Annotated in this window: 21 protein-coding genes; 12 read left to right on the forward strand and 9 right to left on the reverse strand. The window is 64.6% G+C overall.

What is annotated here, in order from left to right:
* The 6 genes from ACSE4D_RS02270 to nhaC are packed head-to-tail and all read left to right on the forward strand — an operon-like array spanning position 1 to position 6,271.
* A complete protein-coding gene (locus ACSE4D_RS02270; RefSeq protein ID WP_436326625.1) occupies positions 1 to 1,101 on the forward strand; it encodes an ABC transporter permease in 1,101 nt (366 codons plus the stop codon).
* The gene (locus ACSE4D_RS02275) at positions 1,098 to 2,033 is read left to right on the forward strand and encodes an ABC transporter permease (protein ID WP_436326626.1); all 936 of its coding nucleotides are present in this window, start codon (positions 1,098 to 1,100) and stop codon (positions 2,031 to 2,033) included. The genes ACSE4D_RS02270 and ACSE4D_RS02275 overlap by 4 nt, the downstream gene beginning before the upstream one ends.
* Positions 2,030 to 2,821 (forward strand): ABC transporter ATP-binding protein, encoded by a 792-nt coding sequence (locus ACSE4D_RS02280; protein WP_135537964.1) that lies wholly within the window; start codon positions 2,030 to 2,032, stop codon positions 2,819 to 2,821. Before ACSE4D_RS02275 ends, ACSE4D_RS02280 begins: the two co-directional genes overlap by 4 nt.
* On the forward strand, positions 2,818 to 3,648 hold the full coding sequence (locus ACSE4D_RS02285) for an ABC transporter ATP-binding protein (RefSeq protein ID WP_425119981.1): 831 nt from the start codon (positions 2,818 to 2,820) through the stop codon (positions 3,646 to 3,648). The genes ACSE4D_RS02280 and ACSE4D_RS02285 overlap by 4 nt, the downstream gene beginning before the upstream one ends.
* A 23-nt stretch (positions 3,649 to 3,671) precedes the next feature.
* Positions 3,672 to 4,814: a beta-aspartyl-peptidase gene (iadA, locus tag ACSE4D_RS02290; RefSeq protein ID WP_436326627.1), complete on the forward strand. Its 1,143-nt coding sequence runs from the start codon at positions 3,672 to 3,674 to the stop codon at positions 4,812 to 4,814.
* Positions 4,811 to 6,271: a Na+/H+ antiporter NhaC gene (gene nhaC, locus ACSE4D_RS02295; RefSeq protein WP_436326628.1), complete on the forward strand. Its 1,461-nt coding sequence runs from the start codon at positions 4,811 to 4,813 to the stop codon at positions 6,269 to 6,271. Before iadA ends, nhaC begins: the two co-directional genes overlap by 4 nt.
* 107 nt (positions 6,272 to 6,378) lie before the next feature.
* Here nhaC and ACSE4D_RS02300 read toward each other — a convergent pair whose 3' ends face one another.
* The 8 genes from ACSE4D_RS02300 to ACSE4D_RS02335 all read right to left on the reverse strand — a co-directional run bounded on the left by ACSE4D_RS02300 (position 6,379) and on the right by ACSE4D_RS02335 (position 15,328).
* Positions 6,379 to 7,011 carry a hypothetical protein gene (locus ACSE4D_RS02300; protein ID WP_426936486.1) on the reverse strand — a complete coding sequence of 211 codons (633 nt, stop codon included), beginning with the start codon at positions 7,009 to 7,011 and terminating at the stop codon, positions 6,379 to 6,381.
* Positions 7,004 to 8,542, reverse strand: a complete 1,539-nt coding sequence (locus tag ACSE4D_RS02305; RefSeq protein ID WP_426936487.1) for a sodium/proline symporter — start codon at positions 8,540 to 8,542, stop codon at positions 7,004 to 7,006. Before ACSE4D_RS02305 ends, ACSE4D_RS02300 begins: the two co-directional genes overlap by 8 nt.
* Positions 8,539 to 8,754: a hypothetical protein gene (locus ACSE4D_RS02310; protein ID WP_135537953.1), complete on the reverse strand. Its 216-nt coding sequence runs from the start codon at positions 8,752 to 8,754 to the stop codon at positions 8,539 to 8,541. The genes ACSE4D_RS02305 and ACSE4D_RS02310 overlap by 4 nt, the downstream gene beginning before the upstream one ends.
* A gap of 416 nt (positions 8,755 to 9,170) precedes the next feature.
* Positions 9,171 to 9,497, reverse strand: a complete 327-nt coding sequence (locus ACSE4D_RS02315) for a hypothetical protein (protein ID WP_426936488.1) — start codon at positions 9,495 to 9,497, stop codon at positions 9,171 to 9,173.
* 124 nt (positions 9,498 to 9,621) lie between these two features.
* On the reverse strand, positions 9,622 to 10,416 hold the full coding sequence (locus tag ACSE4D_RS02320) for a Bax inhibitor-1/YccA family protein (RefSeq protein WP_425120027.1): 795 nt from the start codon (positions 10,414 to 10,416) through the stop codon (positions 9,622 to 9,624).
* Between the two features lie 218 nt (positions 10,417 to 10,634).
* Positions 10,635 to 12,209, reverse strand: a complete 1,575-nt coding sequence (locus tag ACSE4D_RS02325) for an AbgT family transporter (protein ID WP_436326629.1) — start codon at positions 12,207 to 12,209, stop codon at positions 10,635 to 10,637.
* 282 nt (positions 12,210 to 12,491) lie between these two features.
* Positions 12,492 to 13,577: an inositol-3-phosphate synthase gene (locus ACSE4D_RS02330; RefSeq protein ID WP_135537947.1), complete on the reverse strand. Its 1,086-nt coding sequence runs from the start codon at positions 13,575 to 13,577 to the stop codon at positions 12,492 to 12,494.
* A gap of 155 nt (positions 13,578 to 13,732) precedes the next feature.
* Positions 13,733 to 15,328 (reverse strand): peptide chain release factor 3, encoded by a 1,596-nt coding sequence (locus ACSE4D_RS02335; RefSeq protein ID WP_436326630.1) that lies wholly within the window; start codon positions 15,326 to 15,328, stop codon positions 13,733 to 13,735.
* 122 nt (positions 15,329 to 15,450) lie between these two features.
* Here ACSE4D_RS02335 and ACSE4D_RS02340 point away from each other — a divergent pair, with 122 nt between their 5' ends.
* The gene (locus ACSE4D_RS02340) at positions 15,451 to 15,822 is read left to right on the forward strand and encodes a hypothetical protein (RefSeq protein ID WP_436326631.1); all 372 of its coding nucleotides are present in this window, start codon (positions 15,451 to 15,453) and stop codon (positions 15,820 to 15,822) included.
* A gap of 124 nt (positions 15,823 to 15,946) precedes the next feature.
* Here ACSE4D_RS02340 and hrpA read toward each other — a convergent pair whose 3' ends face one another.
* On the reverse strand, positions 15,947 to 20,131 hold the full coding sequence (hrpA, locus tag ACSE4D_RS02345; RefSeq protein WP_425119974.1) for an ATP-dependent RNA helicase HrpA: 4,185 nt from the start codon (positions 20,129 to 20,131) through the stop codon (positions 15,947 to 15,949).
* 207 nt (positions 20,132 to 20,338) lie between these two features.
* Between hrpA and ACSE4D_RS02350 the strand changes: the two genes are divergently transcribed.
* The 5 genes from ACSE4D_RS02350 to ACSE4D_RS02370 all read left to right on the forward strand — a co-directional run bounded on the left by ACSE4D_RS02350 (position 20,339) and on the right by ACSE4D_RS02370 (position 23,855).
* The gene (locus ACSE4D_RS02350; RefSeq protein ID WP_425119973.1) at positions 20,339 to 20,731 is read left to right on the forward strand and encodes a YidH family protein; all 393 of its coding nucleotides are present in this window, start codon (positions 20,339 to 20,341) and stop codon (positions 20,729 to 20,731) included.
* A complete protein-coding gene (locus ACSE4D_RS02355; RefSeq protein WP_135537937.1) occupies positions 20,731 to 21,078 on the forward strand; it encodes a YidH family protein in 348 nt (115 codons plus the stop codon). Before ACSE4D_RS02350 ends, ACSE4D_RS02355 begins: the two co-directional genes overlap by 1 nt.
* A 180-nt stretch (positions 21,079 to 21,258) precedes the next feature.
* The gene (locus tag ACSE4D_RS02360) at positions 21,259 to 21,576 is read left to right on the forward strand and encodes a hypothetical protein (protein WP_135537935.1); all 318 of its coding nucleotides are present in this window, start codon (positions 21,259 to 21,261) and stop codon (positions 21,574 to 21,576) included.
* 107 nt (positions 21,577 to 21,683) lie between these two features.
* Entirely contained in the window at positions 21,684 to 22,610 is a 927-nt protein-coding gene (locus tag ACSE4D_RS02365; protein ID WP_426936493.1) for an AEC family transporter, read from the forward strand.
* Positions 22,611 to 22,706: 96 nt separating this feature from the next.
* Positions 22,707 to 23,855 carry a TIGR01906 family membrane protein gene (locus tag ACSE4D_RS02370; protein WP_425119972.1) on the forward strand — a complete coding sequence of 383 codons (1,149 nt, stop codon included), beginning with the start codon at positions 22,707 to 22,709 and terminating at the stop codon, positions 23,853 to 23,855.
* Positions 23,856 to 23,905 lie beyond the last annotated feature (50 nt).

Consider the following 23,905-nt stretch of genomic DNA (forward strand, 5'->3'; position numbering starts at 1 on the left):
GTGCCACAGGGCACCCGCGATGCGGCTGCGCCCGGCCCTGCTGAAAACGACGCGGCGCAGCGGATCGAACCGCCCAAGCTCCACCCTCTGCTGCGCTTCATCCTCATCCGGATCGGAATCTCAATCCTCCTGATCTGGGGAGTCACCGTGGTGACGTTCCTGCTCACCAACCTCGTCCCCACCGACCCGGTCGCGGCGATCCTCGGCGACCGGGCGGCGGCGGACCCGGAGATCGTCGCTCAGACACGGGAAAAGCTCGGACTCGACCAGCCGCTCATCGTCCAGTACTTCACGTATCTGAGCAATCTTCTGCACGGTGATCTGGGAGTGTCCAACCAGACACGTACGCCCGTGCTGGAGTCGATCGGTCAGGTCTTTCCTGCTTCTATCGAACTCGGCATCGGCGCCATCCTCATCTCGGTCGTTGTCGGTCTGCTCCTCGGACTCCTCAGCGCTCTCAGACAGAACACGATCGTCGACCATGCAATTCGCACACTCAGCCTCATCGGCATCTCGGCACCGACCTTCTGGATCGCGACGGTCGCCTACTTCGTGTTCTTCTTCAAACTCCGGGTAGTCCCCGGCGCCGGCCGACTCGACCCGTGGATCACTCCGCCGCCGAAGGTCACTGGGCTCTACACCGTGGATGCGCTGTTCTCCGGACAGATGGCGACCTTCACGAACGCTCTCGGACATCTCGTTCTGCCTTCATGCGTGCTCGCACTCTTCACCATCGGACTGCTCACCCGATTCAGTCGATCCAGCGTCCTCGACATCATCAGATTCGACTACGTCACCGCGGCGAAAGCCAAGGGGCTGCCAACCCGCACGGTGGTGTTCAAGTACATCTTCCGCGGAGCGCTGGTCCCGATCATCACCGTCGTCGGACTCGCGTTCGGGTCCCTGCTCTCCGGTGCGGTCCTCACCGAAACGGTCTTCGCCTGGAACGGACTCGGCCAGTATGCGTATCGCGGAGCGACGACGCTCGATCTCCCCGTCATCATGGGAGTTGGCCTCGTCATCGGCATCGTCTACATTCTCGTCAACTTCATCGTCGACCTGATCTACGGCTTCGTCGATCCGAGAGTGAGGGTGCGATGAGTATCGGTTCTCCCAAACACCCCGCCACCGGATCGACCCGCACCGAGGCAGCCACCGGGGATCCCCTCGGCCCGGGAGTGAAACGCTGGCAGTTCCGGTTCCCGAAATCGCTGCGCACTCCGCTCGGTTTCGTCGGAGCTGCCATCCTCGTCATCTGGTTGATTCTCGCGATCTTCGCGCCGCTTGTCGCACCGTTCGATCCACTGGCGCAGGACTTCCCTCGGCTCACTGGACCGGGGGCTGAGAACATCCTCGGCACAGACACCCTCGGGCGCGACGTGTTCTCACGCATCGTCGTCGCCGCCAGGACCACTCTTCCTGCTGCTGTGTTCGTCGTCATCTGCTCTGCGCTCCTCGGCTCGGTGCTCGGTGCGATCGCCGGCTACTTCGGCCGCGCCGTCGACGAGATCATCATGCGCATCGCCGACCTCGTCTTCGCCTTCCCAACAATCATCCTGGCCATGGTCATCGCCGCCGCGCTCGGACCCGGCCTGAAGAATGCGATCATCGCGATCCTGCTCGTTTCGTGGCCGTCTTACGCCCGCGTCACCCGATCCCTGGTGATGACGGCGCACAGCAGCGAATATGTCATCGCCGGACGTCTCCTCGGATTCAGCGCAGGCAGGTCCCTTCTGCGTGAGATCGCTCCGAACGTCATCTCACCGGTGATCGTCCTCGCCACTCTCGATGTCGGCTCTGCCATCCTGACCATGGCTGGGCTGTCGTTCCTGTCTCTGGGTGCGGTCCCACCGACACCGGACTGGGGTGCCATGATCAGTGAAGGCGTTTCGCAGTTCGCTGCGTGGTGGATCGCGTTCTTCCCCGGCCTGTGCATTCTCACTATCGTCATGGCTTTCAATTTCATCGGAGACAGTCTGCGTGACAGCCTCGATCCGCACACTGCCCAGGAAGTGGGTGAGACGACCTCATGAGCATGATCAGCATCAACGGCCTCAACCTGTCCGTCACCACAGGCAAGACGACCGCACACATCCTCAAAGATGTCTCATTCGATCTTGAAGCAGGCCGCATCACCGGCGTCGCCGGAGCTTCGGGATCCGGTAAGACTCAGACCGGGTTGGCCATCATGGGCCTCTCCCCCGCCGGGGCCGAACTGAGCGGAAGCATCGACTTCGACGGTGTTGAGCTCGTCGGTATGCCCGCGAAACAGCACAATCGTCTCCGCGGGGTGCAGCTGTCCATGGTGTTTCAGGATCCCGCCTCAGCGTTCCACCCCATGCTCACCGTCGGCGATCAGATCACCGATCATCTGCGACATCACCAGAAGATGCCGAAGAAGAAGGCCCTTGCGAAAGCCGTCGATATCCTCGGTCGGACGAAAGTTCCGCATCCGGACGAGGCAATCCATAAGTATCCCCACCAGTTCTCCGGCGGCCAACTCCAGCGAATCGCATTCGCCTCAGCAATCATCTGCGATCCGAAGGTCCTCATCGCCGACGAACCGACTACAGCGCTCGACGTCACGGTGCAGGCCGGCATTCTCCGACTGCTCAGGGAGCTCTGCGACGATCTCGACCTCGCGGTGCTTCTCGTCACCCACGACTTCGGGGTGCTGTCGTCGGTGGCCGACACCATCGTGGTGATGCAGAACGGCGTCGTCGTCGAAACCGGCGACCGAGAAACGGTGATCACCGCGCCTGAGCACGAATACACTCGTTCACTCATCGAATCACTGCCGGGAGCGGAGGTCGCCCGATGACATCGACCGATGACACCCCAACCGAGGCGGACGAGAAGCACGGTTCGGCTGAAACACCTCTGCTCACACTCGATTCCGTATCGTGCGAATACAAGCTCGACGGCGGGGGTCGCTTCCGCGCCGTCGACGGTGTCTCACTGCAGCTGGGCCGCTCCGAAGTCCTCGGGCTCGTCGGGGAATCGGGCTGCGGCAAGTCCACTCTGGCGAAGCTCATCTGCGGATTGGAGAAGCCGGCCGGAGGACAGATCTCCTTCGACGGCAGTCCTGTGAGGGCACTGGGGCTGAAGAAGCGCGACACGCGCCTGTTGGGCATTCAGATGGTCTTCCAGAATCCCTATGCCTCGCTCAATCCCCGTCGGCGAATTCGCGACCAGCTCGAGGATGCGCTGGCTCTGGACCCTTCCGGGCGCTGGAGTGTCGAATCACTCCTCGACGCGGTCGATCTTCCGTCCGACGCAGCACAGCGCTACTCCCATTCGTTCTCCGGCGGGCAGCGGCAGCGCATCGCGATCGCCCGAGCTCTGGCGGCCGGGCCGAAGGTGCTCGTCGGTGATGAACCGATCGCTTCCCTCGATGCCTTCCTGCAGGCCCGAATCGCACGCATGATGCGCGATCTCGCGATCAAGTCCGGGGCGTCGATGATCTTCATCAGTCATGATCTGTCAGTCGTGCGTGACATCGCTGATCGCGTCGCCGTCATGGAAGCCGGGCGCATCGTCGAAGTCGCCCCGACCGATCAGATCTGGGACAGCCCTCAGCACCCGTACACGACGAAGCTGCTGGCTGCGATTCCCCAGGTCGACGGCAAGGGAATCATCCCCGGATAACAGCTGCAAGGAGAAGGCGGAACATGGTCACATTGCTGCGCGGTGCCGATATCTGCGCCCCGGAACGACTCGGTAAGCAGGACATCCTCATCGAAGGGCAGCAGATCACCTTCATCGGTGATCTCCCCGCCGAGGCGCTCGATGGTCTTCCCAACGCCACCGTCATCGATGCCCAGGGGCTCACAGCCACTCCAGGCTTCATCGACCCTCATGTCCACATCTCCGGTGGCGGAGGCGAAGGCGGCTACGCCAACCGCACCCCCGAGATCGTGGTCAGCGACATCGTGCGCGCCGGAGTCACCACCGTCATCGGCTGTCTGGGAACCGACGGAGTCACCCGCAGCCACGCCGACCTCCTCGCCAAGGCCCGAGCTCTCGAGACCGAAGGCATCTCCACCTTCATCTATACGGGCAGCTACCAGGTCCCGGCACGGACCCTGACCGGTGCCGTCGTCGATGATGTCGTCCTCATCGACAAGGTCATCGGTGTCGGCGAGGTTGCGATCTCGGACCGCCGTTCGTTCCAACCCACCGTCGAGGCTCTGGCCGAGCTCGTCAGCCAGTCTCATGTCGGTGGGCTGCTGTCCGGCAAGGCCGGAATCACCCACTTCCACGTCGGCCCCTACACGACCCGCCTGGCCCCGCTGCATCGTCTCCTCGACGACTATCCGATCGCACCGCAGGCCATCTACGCCACCCACATCACCCGGTCCCCTGAGCTGCTGGCCGACGCGGTCGATCTGGCTGCCAAGGGCGCCATGGTCGATATGACGGCCTCGTCGACGACGACGCAGTCGCTGCAACGCTACATCGATCTCGGCGGGGACCTCAGCCGTCTCACTCTCTCCTCCGATGCCAACGGCAGCCTGCCGGAGTTCGACTCCGACGGACGGCTCATCGGCATGGATGTTGCCAAGCAGACGACTCTGTATGAGCAGGTGTGGGCGTGTGCCGATCTGCCCGGTGTCGAACTGTCTCAGGCCATCTCCCTCGTCACCTCCAATACGGCAGATGTCCTCGGCCTCGAGCACAAGGGACGCCTGCGTATCGGAGCGGATGCCGACATCCTCCTCACCGATGGCAGCCACACCATTCAGCTCGCCTTTGCCCGGGGGCGAGAGGTCGTTCGCAACGGCGCCCCGCAGATCCGAGGAACCTTCGAATGAGCCACAAGCACGACACGACGACTTTCCCCGACGACATCGAGGAGAAGCCCCCGTCCTTGGGCTGGTCACTGGTGCCCCTGGTCGCGATGCTCGTGCTGCTGGCTGTGGGCTACGGCGTTCTCGGACTCGCGCCCGAACCGCTTCTGATCCTCTCTGCGATCATCGCCGGCCTGGTGGCTCTGCGGATGGGGCTGGGCTGGGAAGAGATGCTCCTGGGGATCAGGGAGAAGCTCGATACTGCGATGCCGGCGCTGCTCGTGCTCATCTCCATCGGCATTCTCATCGGCACCTGGATGATCGCGGGCACCATTCCGATGATGATCTATTACGGCTTGGGCCTCATCAGCGCACAGTTCATCGTGCTCATCGCCTTCGTCATCTCCGCGATCGTCTCGGTCATCACCGGCACGTCGTGGGGTTCGGCGGGAACCGTGGGCGTCGCCCTCATGGGAATCGCCGCGGGCTTGGACGCACCGCTGGCGGCGACCGCCGGAGCGATCGTCGCCGGTGCGTACTTCGGTGACAAACTCTCGCCGCTCTCGGATACGACGAACCTGGCTCCGATCGCTGCCGGCACCACCTTGTGGGAGCACATTCGGCACATGCTCTACACCACGATCCCGGCCACGGTCGTGGCGCTGGCGCTCTATCTGTTCGTCGGCATCAATCAGCAGTCCGGTGGAACCGATTCGGATCAGATCACTGCCGTCACGGGAACCTTGGACAGTCTCTTCTCCTTCAATGTCCTCCTGCTTCTGCCGATGCTCATCGTCCTCGGCGGAGCGGTTCTCAAACTGCCCACTCTTCCGACGATCATCGGTTCCTCACTGGTTGCTGGGGTCCTCGCGGCGATCTTTCAGAAGGTCAGTCTCGAATCGATCTTCGCCTCCACCGTCGACGGGTTCACCCCGGACATGCTCGAGGTCGGGTCCTCGACCCTGAAGAATCTGGACCCTCAGGTCGTCGAGTTGGTGTCCCAGGGCGGCATGGCGTCGATGACCGGTGTCATCCTCATCGCGTTCAGTGCTTTCGCCTTCGCCGGCATCATGTCCAAGTCCGGTGCTCTCGAGACCATCATCCGATCCCTGCTGAGGTTCGTGAAGCGCACAGGTGATCTCGTCCTCTCCACGGTCCTCTCATGCATCACGATGGCCGTTGTGACCGGCAATTCCTATCTGTCGATCATCGTCCCGGGGGAACTGTTCAAAAAGGCCTATGCTGATCGGGGTTTGGACGCGAAGAACCTCTCACGCACGCTCGAGGACTCCGGCACGGTCGTCGTTCCACTCATTCCCTGGTCCTCGGCAGGCGTCTACATGGCCGGTGTGCTGGGTGTCTCCGTTCTCGACTACGCCCCGTGGGCGGTGTTCTGCTACGTCGGTTTCGCCTTTGCCATCATCCTCGGGTACACCGGATTCGGCATCGCCAAACGCCGCGGGCCAGTGCTTCGCTCCTAGGCAGGCGAGACCTGGGTGGTCCTCATCGATCCCGCCGGCCATGCGCTCTGCATCTCTGACGCGAAGAACTGAGGCTGGCCCATCGGTGCGTCCCCGCGGGGACGCACTCACCCCGAAGTCAGCTTCTCCACCCGCACGATGTAGTGGGAGGAGTCGAGGCCGTCGACAAGGATCGTCGCCGAGTATTTGTCGTTGCCCCCGGTGACCACCCAGTTGGGTTTGAGGATTCCGCTGGGTGCGGCCGCCTCCTCGATGGTCAGTCTCATGCCCAGTTTCACCGTTTTCAGGACTTTCGTGCGCACCAACGAGCGCGCTGTTCGCCTCACATCGTCGGGACCGGGTTGTGGGCCTGCCTGGTCGGAGGATTCGAAGGAATCCAGCCACTCTGCCACGGCCACCGTCTCACCCCGAGGAACGAAGTCCGCGAGGTACCCCTTGCCTGAATAGGCATTGACCAGGACGTTCATTCGCTGCCTGGGACTCGTCTCCGCTGGAACAGGGGCGGCAGACCACGACCGTTCGGCTCGCCGGAAGATGCTGCGCGTGCGGGCGCTGAGCACCGTCCACCAGAAGGGGTGGAGGACCTTTCGGACCTCGGCGGTCGCATGGGGCAGCTTGCGCTCGAACACTGCGCGCGCCTCGGCGGCGGTGATGTTCGGCGCCAGTCTCAACGCCGATTCCGGGACGATCAGCTCAGGCTTCTCTCCCCCGCCGGGCAAACTGTCCGGGTGCTCACGCATCCTTGGGCACCTGCGCGGCGAGCGCATCGTTCTGGCCGGTGAGCATATGTGCGGGGATGGCACCGATCTTGTCGGTCTCCTTCAGTGCCGCAACGACGTGTGCCGGGACAGGATGCGATTTCTGCGTGGCCAGGGACACGAAGATGAGGGCAAGGGTCGAGCACACGATCCCGACGCCCATCGGGTCGACGCCGGTGACATCGACGAGACCGGTCAGCTGCCATACGACGGAGGACACGGTACCGAGAATCATCGAGGAGATCGCTCCGGGCACGTTCGCCTTCTTCCACCATGCGGCGGCGATGTAGACGGGGACGAATGCGGCGCCGAGCACCGTGGTGGAGAAGATGACCACCTCGGCGACGGCCGGCGGATCGTTCACGGCCACAAGATAGCCGATGATCGCGAGCACGAGCACGGTGAACCGGGAGACCCACACGGACTGCTGATCGGACATGTCCTTCTTGACGAAGCGCTGGAACAGGTCCTGGCTGGCGATCGTGCCCGACTGGAGCAGCAGCGCATCGGCGGTGGACATGATCGCGGCCATGATGCCGGCCATGACGATGCCCACGGCGAAGTCCGGCAGCACGGAGTCGGCGACCTGGAAGACCGCGAGCTCCGGATTGTCCAAGGTCGGCAGGAGGATGAGCGCCATGACGCCGACGATGTAGGGCGCGGGGATGAACAGGAGGTTGAAGCCCGTGGCGTACATGCTCGCCGTCCGGGCGACCGAGGGCCGCTTCATCGCCATGTGGCTGACGTTGACGTGCGGCCAGCCCATGTAGCCGATGGAGAAGACGAGGACAGCGCCGACGATGACTCCCCACTGCACGGATTCGATTCCATCGGGACCCCACATGGTCAGCAGATTCGGGTTGATCCGTCCGACCTCCTCGTTTCCTGCGGTCCATCCGCCCACCGCCTGGAGGGTGGCGATGAGGATCCAGACCATGCCGATGAGCATGATGATCGCCTGCACGAAGTCCGTATAGGCCACGGCCAGGTATCCGCCGAGGAAGGTGTAGAAGACGATGACGCCGACGGCGATGAGCAGCGCCCAGGCGTAGGGGATCCCGGTGACCATCTCGAGGCCGCGACCGCCGGCGATGAACTGGCTCATCACGTAGAAGAAGATGCAGAACAGCGCCACCGGGGCCGCGATCGCGCGGATCCACTTCGACGGGTACCGGTGTTCGAGGTATTCGATCGAAGTCAGCGAGCCCAGTATCTGGGAGAGTTTGCGCATCCGCCGGCCGAGGATCGACAGATTGAGCACACCGCCGCCGATGTCGCCCATCGCGTACCAGAGTGAGAAGTAGCCCTTCGTGTACGCAAGCGACCCCGCACCGAGGAACATGTAGCCCGACATCGACGAGGACTGCAGACGAAGAGCGGTCACCGCTGGCCCCAGACTGCGACCGCCGAGCAGGTAGCCTTCACTGCCCTTCGACCCGATCTTGAGCGTCCACACTCCGATGCCGGCCATCGCGACGAAGTAGATGACGAGGAACCATGTTTCGATATTCATGCCAGTCCCCCGTTCTCTCCCGCCGAGGCGGCTCCGCCGTCGGTCGCAGATCCGCCCTTCGCGCTCGCCCGAGTGTTGGCCAGTGCCGCGTCCTCGGCGACGTCCTCGGCTTTCCAGCCGCGGGAGAGGACTACGAAGACGAGGGTGTAGATCACCCAGATCGCGGGGATGCCGAAGATGATGACGACCGTCGCCGTCGGAAGACCAAACACATTGACCACCTCGTTGTGACGCAGGGAATCGAGAACCTGTGAGTGAGGTTACAACATTGCCCCGTCTCGACCGCGCCGGGGGTTCGAGTTCACATGCTGGGAACGGGCAGGAGCTGTCATTCCACGGTGAATCGGCGGTCGTGGAGACCGGTCGCGGCGCCGTGGATGCGCAGCTGCCAATCCTCTGCGTCGATCGACGGCGGGATGAGAGCGGTATCGATGCGGTAGAAATCATCGTTCGCGGGGCGTCAGGCCGGAAACGTCGAGTTCGACTCCCGTCGTGATCGCCGGCGCGCACCCATCCAGCCGATGAGCGCCCCGAACCCGGCACCGCCTGAGGCGATGCCGACGATGAGGGCGAGTTTGTCCTGGGTGCCGAAGCGTCCGATTGCTGTCTCTCCCCTGCTGCTGCGTCCTCAGGCGAGCCGGCGACGCAGACGCACGGCCGCCTCGGTGAGGGCGCGAATCCGTTCGTCGCGGGCCGCTTCCGGCAGGTCCGCGGAGGAGTGCAGTCCATGTTCGAGGAGCACGACGACCTGATCGGCGAGGTTCTGGTCGCCCAGCCGCGGGACCGGGCGTGCCTGCGATCCGAGGGCAGAGAATTCGGTGAGGGCGGAGCGGATGGCTTCGCGACGGCTCGCGGCCGGTGGGGCCGCCTCATCGAGTTGAGTGCTCGTCAGAGAGATGATGCGGATGCGCAGTCGGCGCACCTCGGTCTCGAGCTCTGCCGCTGCCGTGGTCATGGGTTCATGATAGTCCTTCTGCCCCGGCACGGAACGCCGAAGGGCGGATCCCCCATCGGGGAATCCGCCCTTCGGTCAGTCTGCTCTCAACCGCATGTGTGAGGTTCCTGCGGTCGGCGTCGACTCAGTCTCTGAAGTAGGAGATGAGGCGCAGAATCTCGATGTAGAGCCACACCAGGGTGACCATGAGGGAGAACGCGCACATCCAGGAGTACTTCTCCGGGATCTTGTGCTTGACGCCCTCTTCGATCATCTGGAAGTCCATGATCAGCGTCATCGCGGCGAGCACCGTGGCGAGGATGCCGATGATGACGCCGAGTGGGAATTCCATTCCCATGATACTGATCGGCATGCTGCGGGCACCACCGGTGCCGGTGAACAGCGAGACGCCGAGGTTGATGATCGAGAAGATCGCGTAACCGCCGACGGCGATGAGCAGGAACTTCTTCATCTTCGAGCCGTAGCGCACGCCCTTGAACTTGAATAGTGCAAGCATCACACCGAAGACGCAGAGCGTGGCGAGCACGGCCTGGATGACGATGCCGGGGTACATGTTCTCGAACAACGAGGAGATCCCGCCGAGGAAGACACCCTCGAATGCGGCATAGCCGATGATCAGGCCCTTGTTCGGTTCCCTCTTGAAGGCATTGACGAGTCCGAGGACGAGGGCGATGAGCATCGCAGGGAACGCCAGGGCCGGCACGAACCAGCCGACGGCGGCTCCGGCGACGAGGATGGCGAAGAGCACACCGGTCTTCATCATCACGTCGTCGTAGGTCATCGCCCGGTCGGCGACCTGGGGTCCGGCGTTGCGATTCTCGGCGGCCGGCTTGTTGAACAGGTCGTTGAGTTCCTGGTCGGACATGACCGGCTGATTGCGGCCGGCCTGGGCTCCCTGATTGATAGCCCGGTTCATCATGGGGTTACTCACGGTCGAGATCCTTTCGATCTGAGCAGAATGTGCACAGCCGAGAGGCTGCACTGACGATGTTTCACGGTCACAGTCTAACGGGACGGTCTGGACGGGAACTGTGGATTCCAGCCCGCGTCGCCCGACGTTGCATGATCGTGATCCTGTGGCGGGCAACGCTCGCAGCGGCTGCAGAATTCCCGTGTTCGGGCTCAGCCCATGTGCGCTCAGCCCATGTGATAGTGAGTGGCCGCTCCCGGACCCCAGGGAATGCCGGTCGCCCACCAGATGAAGAACAGCAGTCCCCACAGGATGAACATCGCGAACGACAGCGGGATCGTGAAGGAGAGCACTGTGCCGATGCCGGCGTCCTTCTTGTACCGCTGTACGAACCCGAGGACCACGACGAAGTAGGGGCTCATCGGGGAGATGATGTTCGTCGTCGAGTCGCCGATGCGGTAGAGCGCCTGAGTGGTCTCCGGGGCGATCGACAGGAGCATGAACATCGGCACGAGCACGGGGGCCATGAGCGTCCACAGTCCCGAACCGGAGGTGAGGAAGAGGGCGCCGACGGCCACGAGCAGCCAACCGCCGAGCAGGATGATGAATGGTCCCGTGTTGAGGGCTCCGAAGATCTCGGCACCCTTGATCGCCAGGATCTCGCCGAGGTTGGACATCTTGAACAGGGCGAGGAACTGGCTGGCGGCGAAGAACAGGACGATGACGGGCACGAAGGGCAGCAGCCCCTTGCTCATCATCTCGGGAATGTCGGCGGTGCGCTTGATCGATCCGGTCGCGTAGCCGTAGACGATGCCGACGATGAAGAAGCCGAAGCCGATGATCGCGGCGATTCCGGCCATCAGACCCGATTCCGGGCCGAAGCCGCCGGCTTCGTCGCGGAGGAACGACCCGGCCGGCCAGGCGAGAGCGAAGAGCACACCGGCGCAGACGATGATGCTGATGACGGCGATGACCATGCCGCGCTTCTCGTTGCCGTCGAGTTCCATCTTGACGTCGAAGCTGTCGTCTTCGGTCACCTCGTCGAGTTCGATCTGGTCGGCTCGTTTGGACAGGAGGAGCTCGGTCACGAGTGTCACGGCCGCGGCGACGACGAACATCGAGACGAAGTTGAAGTAGAAGTTCGCGACCGGGCTGACCGTGTAGTCGGCGTCGATGATCTGCGCGGCCGAAGTCGACAGGCCGCCGAGGATCGTGTCGAGCGAGTTGACCATCGGTGCGGCCGAATATCCGCCCGAAGTCGCCGCGTAGGCGACGAGGCAGCCGAGCAGGGGGTTGCGGCCGACGGCTTTGAACGCGAGCCCGCCGAGCGGGATCATGATCATGTACGAGGCGTCGGAGGCGATCGACGAGGCGGTTCCTGCCAAGGCGACGATGAAGGTGATCCACTTCGGGGAGGCCCCGGCGATCGTTCCGCGCAGCATCGCCGGGATGAGCCCGGACTGTTCGGCCACGGCTACGCCGATGAGCACGATGAGCACGAGCCCGAGCGGTGGGAAGGTGACGAAGTTGTTCGTGGCGTCCGCAACGATCTCGCGCAGCGAATCGGTGGCGAAGAGGTTCGTCACCGTCACCTTCTCGTCCGTGGCCGGGTTGACGGCGCTGAGTCCTGAGGCCGAGAAGATCGCCGAGAGGATCATGACGATGACGGCCAGGGACAGGAACAGCCAGAACGGGTGCGGCAGCTTGTTGCCGGCCTTCTCGATGATGACGAGCAGGCGCATGAGCCAGTTGAGCTCGGACTTGCCTCTCTTCTTCTCGTCGGCGGCGGGGGTACTCGACATCGGGTCTCCTCGGTCTCGGTGGCACCGGTCGGTGCTGGCCAGTGAGGCACATGTGAGTGCGATCACTTCGAGGAGACAAGTGTCCTGGACAAACGTCGTTGCGTCTCGTCGATCTCATATTCCGGATACGGGTCGGCGCCCCGTGTCCGTACCGCGGCGGGTGAGCCCTCACCGAGGCGGGATGAATGGCGGACGGCGCCGATCGCAGGATCTGCGATCGGCGCCCTCATCGGCCGAATGGCGACTGAGCACCCGCGAACGGGTGGGGCCGCCTCGGCGATATCAGCGTTCGAGGTCTCCGCGGATGAACGCTTCGACCGCTTCGTGGGCGGCGTCGTCGTCCTGCTGTTCCGGGGGCGACTTCATGAAGTAGGAGGATGCGGAGATGAGAGCTCCGCCGATGCCGCGGTCGAGACCGATCTTCGCGGCACGCACGGCATCGATGATGACGCCGGCGGAGTTCGGGGAATCCCACACCTCGAGTTTGTACTCCAGGGACACCGGCGCGTCGCCGAAGTTGCGGCCCTCGAGACGGACGAAGGCCCACTTGCGGTCGTCGAGCCATTCGACGTAGTCGCTGGGTCCGATGTGGACGTCACGGTCGGACAGCTGTGCCGAGGTGTTCGAGGTCACGGCCTGGGTCTTCGAGATCTTCTTCGACTCGAGGCGCTGACGCTCGAGCATGTTCTTGAAGTCCATGTTGCCGCCGACGTTGAGCTGGTAGGTGCGGTCGAGGACGACGCCGCGATCTTCGAACAGCTTCGCCATCACCCGGTGGGTGATGGTCGCGCCGATCTGGGATTTGATGTCGTCGCCGACGATCGGGACGCCCGCGGCACGGAACTTCTCGTCCCACTCCTTGGTTCCGGCGATGAAGACGGGCAGGGCGTTGACGAAGGCGACCTTCGCGTCGATGGCGGCCTGAGCGTAGAACTCGACGGCCTGCTGGGAACCGACGGGAAGGTAGCACACGAGCACGTCCGCTTCGGCGTCCTTGAGTGCCTTGACCACGTCGGCCGGGTCACGATCGGATTCGACGATCGTGTCGCGGTAGTACTCTCCGAGCCCGTCGAGGGTCGGCCCGCGCAGCACCTCGATGCCGGTCGGTTCCACATCGGTGAGTTTGATGGTGTTGTTCTCGCTGGCGGTGATCGCCTCGGCGATGTCGACGCCGACCTTCTTACCGTCGACGTCGAAGGCGGCAACGAAATCGATGTCACCGACGTGATAGTCCCCGAACTCCACGTGCATGAGGCCGGGCACCTTCGTCCCCGGGGCCGCGTTCCGGTAGTACTCCACACCTTGGATCAGGGAGGAGGCGCAGTTGCCCAATCCGGCAATCGCGACTCGTATCGATTTCGTTGCCACATCTCTCCTTTGTCTTTTCGGGTCTCACCGGGCGGCAGGACTGGTCCCACAGACGGTTTCCCCAAGCAGGTCCTCATGATTGCGGGCCCGCCCATCCATAATAGTGACCCCGTCAAAATGCCGAGCATCGGCACCTGATCGCGGCAGCCGTCGTCTCAGCTGACGACCAGCGGTTCGAGGATCAGGTCCGGGTGATTCTTCTGCACACCCTGCAGCCGCCACCGGTCGGAGAACAGTGCGAGCAGCTCTCCGTCCGAACGGTGCAGCACCTCGACCGAGCGTTCCCGGGCCAGTGTCGGCACGCATTCTGGTGTGGTGCGACGGGCCAGCGAGAAATTGAGCCGTTCGAGGGTGCACGGGGCGTTGAACTCATTCGTCATCCGGTCTTCGGCGACTTCGAACTGCATGGGGCCGACCGCACCGAGCACCGGCGCCTGATCTCCGCGCAGCTCCGAACGCAGCACCTGGATGACGCCTTCGTGGTCGAGCTGTTCGATGCCGCGGCGGAACTGTTTGTACTTCGAGGAATCCTTGGCCCGGATGACCATGAAGTGCTCGGGAGAGAACGTCGGGATCCCTGGGAACTCGACCTTCTTGTCGAGGTAGAGGGAGTCTCCCACACGCAGGGCGGAGGCGTTGACGAGGCCGACGACGTCACCGGGGAAGGCCTCATCGACGACGTCACGGTCGCGGCCGAAGACCTGCTGCGCATACTTCGTGGCGAAGGGTTTGCCGGTGCTCGCATGGGTGAGGACGCTTCCGCGTTCGAACACTCCGGAGCAGACGCGGATATAGGCGAGCCGGTCGCGGTGGTTCGAGTCCATTCCGGCTTGGACCTTGAAGACGAACCCGGAGAACGGGGCGTCCACGGGACGGGGCTCGTCATCTCTGTCCAGGCGCGCCTCGGCGGCGGGGGCGAAGTCGACGAGCATGTCGAGGAGTTTGTGGATGCCGAAGTTGAGGACTGCGGAAGCGAACATCACCGGGGTCGTCTTGCCGGCGAGGAAGGTCTCCTGGTCGTGGTTCTGGTCCTCCATCTCCAGCAGATCCGATTCGTCGACGGCTGTGGCCCAGGCATCGCCCTCGAGCTCCGCGGCGGCGTCGGCGGGGAAGCTCTCCTCACCGGCGATGGTCGCACCGCCGTCGGTTCGGGTGTACTTCGTGTATTCGCCGGTGGTCCGGTCGAGGACACCGCGGAAGTCTCCCGACTGACCGACGGGCCAGGTGATCGGGGTGGGCAGGAGACCGGTGCGCTGCTGGACTTCGTCCATGAGCTCGAGCGCGTCGAGGCCCGGCCGGTCCCACTTGTTGACGACGGTGATGATCGGAATGTTGCGGTGAGCGCAGACCTCGAAGAGCTTCATCGTCTGCGTCTCGAGGCCCTTCGCCGCGTCGATGAGCATGACGGCGCAGTCGACGGCCGAGAGCACCCGATAGGTGTCTTCGGAGAAGTCGGCGTGACCGGGGGTGTCGACGAGGTTGAACACGGCGTCGCGGTACTCGAACTGCAGCGCTGCCGAGGAGATCGAGATGCCGCGGTCCTGCTCCATCTGCATCCAGTCGGAGACGGTGGCGCGGCGGCCGGCCTTGCCGTGGGTGGCTCCCGCCTGCCCGATGGCGCGTGCGTGCAGGGCGAGCGCCTCGGTGGTCGTCGATTTGCCCGCGTCGGGGTGGGAGATGACAGCGAACGTGCGGCGGCGGGCCGCCTCGTGTCGGATGTCCTTGTCGGAATACTGGCCAGAAGTCACCATAATATCCTATCGTTCTTCTTCTCCGTCCGGCGTGTCCGTTCAGTCACAGTGGCCGGGGCTGAGGTTCGCGGAAGGGCGGAGCGTCCAGCGTCTTGTCGGATTCTGCCCATATGCTGGTGGCGATGTCTGAGGAATTCGTTGAATATGCCGGCCGTTCGGAACCGAAGGAACGCTGGCTCAAGGCCTTACCGCTGATCGTCGCGAGCGTGCTCGGTGCACCGCTGCTTGCGTTCGCCATCATGTTCTCGCTTCAGATCGCCCAGGTGACGAAGTACATCTTCGATATCGGCACCTCCGGGTGGGAGGCCGCCGGCCTCGTGCTGCTCAGTCTCTCCGGAGCGTTCTGCGTGGTCTTCTGGATCGGGTTCCTCTTCATCGGCACCCGTCGCCGCACCTGGAAATGGCGCACCTGGTGGGCGGTCGCCGCGTTCCTCGCCGCTGCTGTCGTTCCGATGTGGGCTGCTGTCGACTGGCTGGTCCATCCGGCGGCCTGACCGCAGTCCCTCTGTCTGTCCGCCGTCCCGCCGCCCGACCGCCGGCCCACCGCCTGACCGCCGTTCCTCACCGCTGCGGGCACTCCGCACTCCCAGCGGCACCTCCTCCAGCTGACGGCCGGGATCAGAGCTGGGCGAGAGCCTTCGCGATGCGCTTCTCCGACACCGGGTGTGCGGTGCCCAGCGAATTCGCGAACAGTGAGACTCGCAGCTCTTCGAGCATCGTGACGACCTCGACCCACGCAGCGGGGAGAGACACGACGAGCTGCGACCACTCGGCCTTCGCCAGCGGCGGGAAGCGGTTGCCGATCTTCTTGACCACATCATCGCCGCAGCCGGTCACGCGGTCCATGAGCTGCTTGTCACGGATCGGTGAATCCTGCATTCCGCCGATGCGCACCACTTCGGCCTGCACCCAGCGGGGCAGCTCGCGCAGCATCTGCGGAGTCATCGCCGCCACTGCCGCCGCGCTCGTCCGCGATCCTCTCCATGCCTTCACATCGGCGAGGTTGGACAGGATCGTCAACGAGGAGGCCTTCGACACGAGCTTGTCGAGCTCGGTTGCCGCGTTGAGCGCCTTCAGCAGCGACGACAGCAGCTCGACGCAGCTCAGCGGCAGCTGGGCGTGAACGTCCGTGCGCAGTCGCGCGAATTGCTCCGCCGTGGACACCCACGAGGACTCCGCCGGACCCAGCCTGTCAGCCACGAGTCCGCGGATTCCGACGCGGACGAGGCTGGTGAGCAGTTCGTCTGCGGACTTCTGGTGACCGGCGAGGATGAGCTTCTCCTCGGTCGTCAGCCCGTCCTGGAGGTATTTGAGCGTGTCACCGGTGTGCAGTGACAGCAGTGTGATGAGCGCTTCTCGGGTGGCGATCCGGGCTTCGAGTGCGGTGTCGAAGGCCACGAGGTCGACGGATTTCGACCGATCGGCCAGTCCGGGGACGGCACCGGCCGCTGCCTGGTCCGGGTCACCGAGTTCGCCGAACGACCACTCCGTCTGCCCGGTCTTCGGTGTGAACGAGGTCTGCTTCTGCCGCGCCTTGCGCACCTGCGGTTTGGCTCGAGTGCTCAGTGCGGCGAGATCTTCGCCGAGCCCGACGGTCTTCGTCCCGTCGACGACACGGAACGTCAGCCGCAGATGAGCGGGGATCCGCGAGCGGTCGAAGTCGGCGGCAGTGACCGTGATCGGCACCAGATCGTGCAGGCCTCCCCCGCCGGCACGCTCGCTCAGATGCGCGGCGAGCACTTCCGGCAGACTCCCTTGGTATGGGGTCAGCGCCGGCAGAATCTCGCGGGCCACGTCGGGCGCGGGAACGAAGTAGCGGCGTTTGTTCTTCGGCAGCGACCGGATATAGGCGGCGACGAGTTCTTCGCGCAGCCCCGGCACCTGCCAGCTGAAGTCTTCGACGTCGACGGCGGGAACCGCCTCGGCGGGGATTTCGACGGTCACCCCGTCGTCGGTGCTTCCGGGGTCGAAGGAATAGCGCAGCTTGGCCCGGGTGCCGTCGGCCAGTTCCCATTCCATCGGGAAATCCGAGGCCACCGAGGCGGTGAGCTCTTCGCTGTCATCGCTGAGCAGCACCGAGGTGGTGAGGTCGAGCAGGTGGGAGTCCCGTCGCTTCTGCTTCTTCCACCACGATCGGAAGTCCGCCGCCGAGGTGATCCCCTCCGGAATCCGTTCATCGAAGAATTCGAAGAGGGCATCGTCCTGGTCGAGCACGCGGCGGTTGCGTGTGCGCGAAGCCAGTTCTTCGGCGTCGTCGATGACTGCGGCATTGTGGTCGAGGAACCCGAAGCGTTCGTGCCAGTCGCCTTCGATGAGTCCCTTGCGGATGAACATATCGCGGGCGGCTTCCCGGTCGAACTGCCCGTATCCGACGCGGCGGTCATTGACGAGTGTGACTCCGTAGAGCGAGATCTTCTCATAGACCATCGAGGCACCGGCCTTCGTCGACCAGTGCGGATCCGAATGCTGTCGGGTCACCAGATCACCGGCGGCCTCAACAACCCAGTCCGGGTCGATCGCCGCGACCGTGCGGGCCCACAGGCGGGAGGTCTCGACGAGTTCGGCGGCCATGACGAAGTCCGGGTTGACCTTGAACAGTCCCGACCCCGGGAAGATCGCGAAGCGGGTGCCGCGAGCACCCTGATAGTCCTTGTGACGTTCGGAACGGGAGCCGATCATCGTCAGCAGCCCGGTGAGCAGGGACCGGTGGATCGCAGCGGCATGCGGGTCGAGCTTCACGGCGGCCACCTGTTTGCCGGTCGCCCCGGCAGAGCCGGTGAGCCCCTGCTTCTTGGCACTGCGTTTGGCCGCACTGAGCTCGGCGAATCCGATCTTGCCCGACCCAGAGCCCGCAGAGCCCCGGCCGGACGGGCGGCCGGCCGGGTCAGCCTGCGACTCATCGTCCGTCGGCTGCCAGACGGACTTCTCGATGCGGATCCCCGCCGAGCCGAGCAGCGAACGCAGCTGTCCCACGAGGTCCTGCCATTCGCGGATGCGCACGAAGTTGAGGAACTCGGTCTTGCACCGGCGGCGGAACTTCGACGACCCCATGTCGGCCTGCAGGCTCTGCAGGTAGTTCCACAGGTTGAGGTAGGACAGGAAGTCGCTGCCGCGATGGGTGAACCGGGCGTGTTTCTCATCGGCGGCGGCACGCACCTCCGCGGGACGTTCTCGCGGGTCCTGGATGGACAGAGCGGCGACGATGACGGTGACCTCTCCCCCACATCCGGCTTGCGCACCGGCGATGACCATCCGGGCCAGTCGGGGGTCGATCGGGAGCACGGTGAGTTTCCGACCGATCTCGGTGACGTGGATTCTGCCCGTGCTGTCGCTGGTCAGGGCCCCGAGCTCGGTGAGCATCGTTCGGCCGTCACGGACGGCTCGGGCCTCCGGAGGGGTGAGGAACGGGAAGTCGAGGATCTCCTGGTCGCTGGAGGCGAAACCGAGCGACGCCATCTGCAGGATGACGCTGGCGAGGTTCGTGCGCAGGATCTCCGGATCAGTGAACTCAGGTCGGGATTCGAAGTCCTCTTCCGAGTACAGCCGGATGCAGATGCCTTCGCTCGTCCGCCCCGACCGGCCCTTGCGCTGGTTGGCACTGGCTTGGGAGATCCGCTCGATCGGCAGCCGCTGCACCCGGGTGCGGTTGGAGTACCGGGAGATGCGGGCGGTGCCGACATCGATGACGAATTTGATGCCGGGCACCGTCAGCGAGGTCTCAGCAACGTTGGTGGCCAGCACGATGCGAGGACGCGAATGCGGTTGGAAGACCTTCTGCTGTTCCCCGGCAGAGAGACGGGCGAACAGCGGCACGACCTCCCAGCTGCTCATTTTCGGACGACTGCGCAGGTGGTCTTCGAGCGCCTCGGCGGTATCGCGGATCTCGCGCTCGCCGGAGAGGAAGACGAGGATGTCGCCGGGGGCTTCGGCGGCGAGCTCGTCGACGGCGGAGATGATGCCTTCGGTCTGCTCCTCGACTCCCGTCGCGTAGTTGCCGGAATCGCCGGGCCCCTCCAGGTCATCATCGCCAGCGGCCGGGTCATCCCCGAGCGGACGGTAGCGGACTTCCACGGGGTAGGTCCGACCCTCGACAGAGATGATCGGAGCGTCATCGAAATGGGCGGAGAACGATTCCGGGTCGATCGTCGCCGAGGTGATGATGACCTTGAGGTCGGGGCGCCGGTGGAGGACCTCCTTGAGGTAGCCGAGGAGGAAGTCGATGTTGAGGCTGCGTTCGTGCGCCTCGTCGATGATGATGACTTCGTAGTCGCGCAGCAGCCTGTCGCGGGAGAGTTCGGAGAGCAGAATGCCGTCGGTCATCACCTTCACCCGGGTGGAGTCGGCGACCTGCGCGGTGAAGCGCACCTGGTAGCCGATGGTGTTGCCGAGTTCTTCGTCGAGCTCGTCGGCGATGCGTTCCGCCACGGTCCGGGCAGCGATCCGCCGCGGCTGGGTGTGTCCGATGAGTCCGTCGACGCCGAGTCCGAGGTCGAGGCAGATCTTCGGCAGCTGCGTGGTCTTGCCCGAACCTGTCTCGCCGGCGATGATGACGACCTGGTTGTCCCGGACCGCCTCGGCGATTTCGTGTCTCGCGGCGGTGACGGGCAGGTCTTCGGGGTAGGTGACGGTGACCGGGTGTGCCGTGCGGGCGTCCCTGAGCCGAGCCCGGCGCTGCTGGTGGTGTGCGGCCGTGGACTTGCGTCGCTGCTGCGAGCGCCCACGTCCGGTGTTCCGGCGCCGAGGCGGCTGCTGAGGGTTCGTGTCCGTTGGCGTGGTCGACGGGGTCGGGTTCTCTTCTGCCATTGCGTCTCCCAGCTTAGCGTCATCCCCGCCGAGGCGGTGCGGAGCCGGGCACGGTCGTCAGCTGCTCTGCCCGTGCGGTTGGTCTGCCCCTGCCCCGGCTCGGAACCGGTCGGCGATGCTCCGCAGCACGGGCTTCATCGCAGCATCGTCGCTCATGTCGACAGCCGTCCATACCCACCGCACACGGTCTACCGCTATCCTCGAAGTGTGAGTGACCATAATTCTGTCGAGGACTCCCGCAGCCGCATCGCCCGCCGGGTCTTCCCGGACGGAGTCGACCCGGACCCCCGTTTCACCCTGGCCAACGAACGGACCTTCCTGTCCTGGATCCGCACCGCTCTGGCCTTCATCGGCGGCGGAATCGCGGTCGAGGCCTTCACCTCGGAGATCTTCTCGACCACGCTGCGCGCCACCTTGTCGATCGTGCTCATGGTCATCGGCTTCGTCCTCGCCGCCGGCGCCGCTTTCCGGTGGCACCGCATCGAATCGGCGATGCGGCGCAAGACCTCTCTGCCGCTGCCTCTCATCATCCCCATCGTCAGCCTCGCCACGGCGCTGGGTGCCGGTCTGCTCGTCCTGGTCGTCGCCGGTCTGCTGTGATGGCCTCCCGACCGCCCCGTCCGCAGCCGCACTCCGACCCGGCGCTGCAACCGGAGCGCACCACGCAGTCGTGGCTGCGCACAAGCCTGACGATGACGGTCGTGAGCCTCGTCTTCATGCGGTTCGTCAATGTCTTCCAAGGCTGGTCGGTGGCGATCTTCGTCATCTGCATGGGCCTGGCGATCGTAGCGATCGCCATGCAGGTCAGGCGCTACCGTCTGGGTTCCGTCTCGATCCGATCCGAGCGCGGTCGTCCCACCCCGTGGGCCGTGGCATTCCTCACCACCGCGGTGTGCCTCATCGCGGCGCTGAGCATCGCCTCGGTCATCAAGATCTCCCTGAGCTGAGCCGCGGGCCCGCCCTGGGGCCGACCAGCAGACTCGCTCGACTGGGCCCGTATCCTCGCGAGGCTCGCCCGACTGCATCCGCATCAGAGCGACGCAGCGTGACCGTCTCCGATCGATCCGGTGTTCCTCGTTGTGAGACCGCAGTTCGGGTCGCGGATCCACCTGCATAGACTTGAGCACATGAAGGATGCACGCGAAGTCTCCACCGCCCCACTCGTCGCCGTCGGTCTCATCGGCGGCTTCCTCACCGCCCGCGAGACCGGGATCCGTCCGCTCGGCGGCGTCGTCCTCGCTGCGGCCGGTGCCTATGCCGCCCGCTCCTGGTACGTGAAGAAGGGGTGGCCGGCAGCGACCGGGCTCGCCCTGACCTACCTCGGCGGCTTCGGTGCCTCGCATCCCTTGGCGAAGAAGATCGGCGCCTGGCCGTCAGTGCTCGCCGTCGGAGCCGTCAGTGCGGCCGCGTCCTACCTCGTGTCCGATATCGCCGAGGCGGACTGACCGACACGCCGGCCGCCGAGCACAGCTCGATCGACCGGCACACCGACTGACCGACCGACTCAACGACCGACCACCGGGTCGCAGGAAGCGAGGACCCCGAGTAGCCCATGCTGGCTGTGTTCGAAGGTTTCGCCGTCATCGCCGGAGTCATTCTCACCGGATTCGTCCTCGGACGGTCCGGCGTCCTCGGACCCCACGGCCAGCAGGTCATCGCGAAGCTCGTCTTCTACGCGGGCACCCCGACGCTGCTCTATGTCACCGTCGCCGACACCGACCTCGGGCTGATCTTCAACACGGCTCTGTTCGCCACCGGCGGTTCGGCCATCATCGTCGGTCTCCTCCTCTTCGTCCTCACCCGCTGGATTCGCCGACGCAGCACCGGTGAGGCGATGTTCTCCGCCTGGGCGACCAGCTACGTCAACATCGGCAACCTCGGCATCCCGATCGCCGCCTACGTCCTCCACGACATCGGCTACGTCGCTCCCGTCCTGCTCTTCCAACTGCTCGTGCTCGCACCGATCGGCATGGCTGTCCTCGACGGGGCGGGGAAGAAGCAGGTCGACTCCCACTGGTACACCACGGTCCTCCAAGTGCTGAGAAACCCGATCGTCCTCGGCGCCGCAGCCGGTGTGGCCGCCTCGGCGACGGGCTTCGAACTGCCGCGGTTCATCTTCGAACCCATCGACATGATCGGCGCCACTGCCGTACCCGGAGCGCTGCTGGCCTTCGGCATCTCCCTCAAGGACGGGTGGGCCCTGCCCGTCAAGGGCACGCGCTCGCAACTGACATACATCACCGTCGCCAAACTCGTCGGTCAACCGCTCATCGCCTGGGTCATCGGCGGTCCTCTGCTCGGCTACGAGGGAGTCGACCTGTTCGCGATCGTCGTGACTTCGGCCCTGCCGACCGCGCAGAACGTCTACATCTACTCGATGCAGTACCGGCAGTCCGAGGCGCTCATGCGCGACGCAGTGTTCATCACCACCGTCCTAGCGGTGCCCGCCCTCGTCATCATCGCCGCCCTGCTGGGTTGAGGTTCGTCCGCCCGGGAATACGCCCGGCTGCGGTGAAATCGGCCGCCGTGGCGTGTCCTGCCCCGCTCAGCCCCTCGGGTCGCTGACAATGGGGGTGTGTCCAGAGACGAGAAGAACGAGACCGAAGACCTCCTGAGCAGGCGGATGAGTTCAGGGTCTGCCAGTGCTGCCGAGAAGCAGTCGCAGGCCCCTCTGGAGGCGGCCAATGATCCCTCGACCGACACCGAGGCGTTCGATCCGATCACGGATCCCATCGCCGAGGATGCCCCCAAGCATTCCGCGGACGCCAAGCCCTCGACGGGCCCGGTGAGGGTGGCTCCCGCCCATTCCGCGAATCCGCACTCTCAGCCGACGACGAACACGCGGGCGACTGATCGCACCGCATCGTCGAGCACCGCCTCGGCGACATCAACCGACACCGGCGCCACACGTGAGGTTCCGGAGAACGCACGCACCGCGGTGATGAGCGAAGCGGATTGGGCCGCCGTGTCGAAGGCGGCGACGTCGACCGATGCGCGGGATCCCGAAGTGCCCGAACGCCGCCGCTCGGTCCTCGACGTCATCGGCACGATCTGGATCATGCTCGCCACCCCCTTCGTCCTCTTGGCGTTGGCGGTCCGCTTCGTCGCCTCGGGCATCTTCCTCAAGATCGAATACTTCCGCCCCGGGTTCCCGGCCGATCAGTTCGGCTTCGGTTCCGCCGACCGTGAGCACTACGGGACGTATGTCGTCGACTACCTGCACAACTTCGACTCTCGGCGCTACCTCGCCGATGTCGTCATGCCCAATGGTGAGCCGGTCTTCATCTCCGATGAGCTCAGCCATATGGCCGACGTCAAGGGCCTCATCTCTCTGCTCTACCTCGTGGCGTTGGTCGGGATCATCGGGTCCGTCCTCTTCGGCATCTACATGTGCCGTCGCAACGGGATGGGCATTCACGCCGGAGTGCGCCTGGGATCGATCTTCAGCATCATCGCCATGGCCGCCGTCGCTGTCGTCGCCGTACTCGGCTGGGACAGTTTCTTCCGCGGATTCCATAAGGTCTTCTTCGCCGACGGTACGTGGGAATTCTACGCCGATGACTCGCTGATCAGGCTGTTCCCGCCGCAGTTCTGGGTCGATGCGGGAATCGTCGGCGGCGGACTGTTCGTCCTCCTGGCGATCATCCTCTTCTTCACCAGCTTCACCGGGCACAAGAAGCGCCGTGCTCTGCGCAGGGCACGCAAGGAGGCCGCAGACGCGTGAGTCTCTGCTGGTGAGCCGGACACGGCTACGGCAGGTGACCGGCGACGGAC

This window comes from Brevibacterium sp. FAM 27836, from assembly GCF_051351055.1.
Taxonomy (GTDB): Bacteria; Actinomycetota; Actinomycetes; order Actinomycetales; family Brevibacteriaceae; genus Brevibacterium.

Coding starts and splice junctions, on each gene's coding strand:
- ACSE4D_RS02275 (WP_436326626.1), top strand. CDS start 1,098: ATGAGTATCGGTTCTCCCAAACACCCCGCCACCGGATCGACCCGCACC.
- ACSE4D_RS02280 (WP_135537964.1), top strand. CDS start 2,030: ATGAGCATGATCAGCATCAACGGCCTCAACCTGTCCGTCACCACAGGC.
- ACSE4D_RS02285 (WP_425119981.1), top strand. CDS start 2,818: ATGACATCGACCGATGACACCCCAACCGAGGCGGACGAGAAGCACGGT.
- iadA (WP_436326627.1), top strand. CDS start 3,672: ATGGTCACATTGCTGCGCGGTGCCGATATCTGCGCCCCGGAACGACTC.
- nhaC (WP_436326628.1), top strand. CDS start 4,811: ATGAGCCACAAGCACGACACGACGACTTTCCCCGACGACATCGAGGAG.
- ACSE4D_RS02300 (WP_426936486.1), bottom strand. CDS start 7,011: ATGCGTGAGCACCCGGACAGTTTGCCCGGCGGGGGAGAGAAGCCTGAG.
- ACSE4D_RS02305 (WP_426936487.1), bottom strand. CDS start 8,542: ATGAATATCGAAACATGGTTCCTCGTCATCTACTTCGTCGCGATGGCC.
- ACSE4D_RS02315 (WP_426936488.1), bottom strand. CDS start 9,497: ATGACCACGGCAGCGGCAGAGCTCGAGACCGAGGTGCGCCGACTGCGC.
- ACSE4D_RS02320 (WP_425120027.1), bottom strand. CDS start 10,416: ATGATGAACCGGGCTATCAATCAGGGAGCCCAGGCCGGCCGCAATCAG.
- ACSE4D_RS02325 (WP_436326629.1), bottom strand. CDS start 12,209: ATGTCGAGTACCCCCGCCGCCGACGAGAAGAAGAGAGGCAAGTCCGAG.
- ACSE4D_RS02335 (WP_436326630.1), bottom strand. CDS start 15,328: ATGGTGACTTCTGGCCAGTATTCCGACAAGGACATCCGACACGAGGCG.
- ACSE4D_RS02340 (WP_436326631.1), top strand. CDS start 15,451: ATGTCTGAGGAATTCGTTGAATATGCCGGCCGTTCGGAACCGAAGGAA.
- hrpA (WP_425119974.1), bottom strand. CDS start 20,131: ATGGCAGAAGAGAACCCGACCCCGTCGACCACGCCAACGGACACGAAC.
- ACSE4D_RS02355 (WP_135537937.1), top strand. CDS start 20,731: ATGGCCTCCCGACCGCCCCGTCCGCAGCCGCACTCCGACCCGGCGCTG.
- ACSE4D_RS02360 (WP_135537935.1), top strand. CDS start 21,259: ATGAAGGATGCACGCGAAGTCTCCACCGCCCCACTCGTCGCCGTCGGT.
- ACSE4D_RS02365 (WP_426936493.1), top strand. CDS start 21,684: ATGCTGGCTGTGTTCGAAGGTTTCGCCGTCATCGCCGGAGTCATTCTC.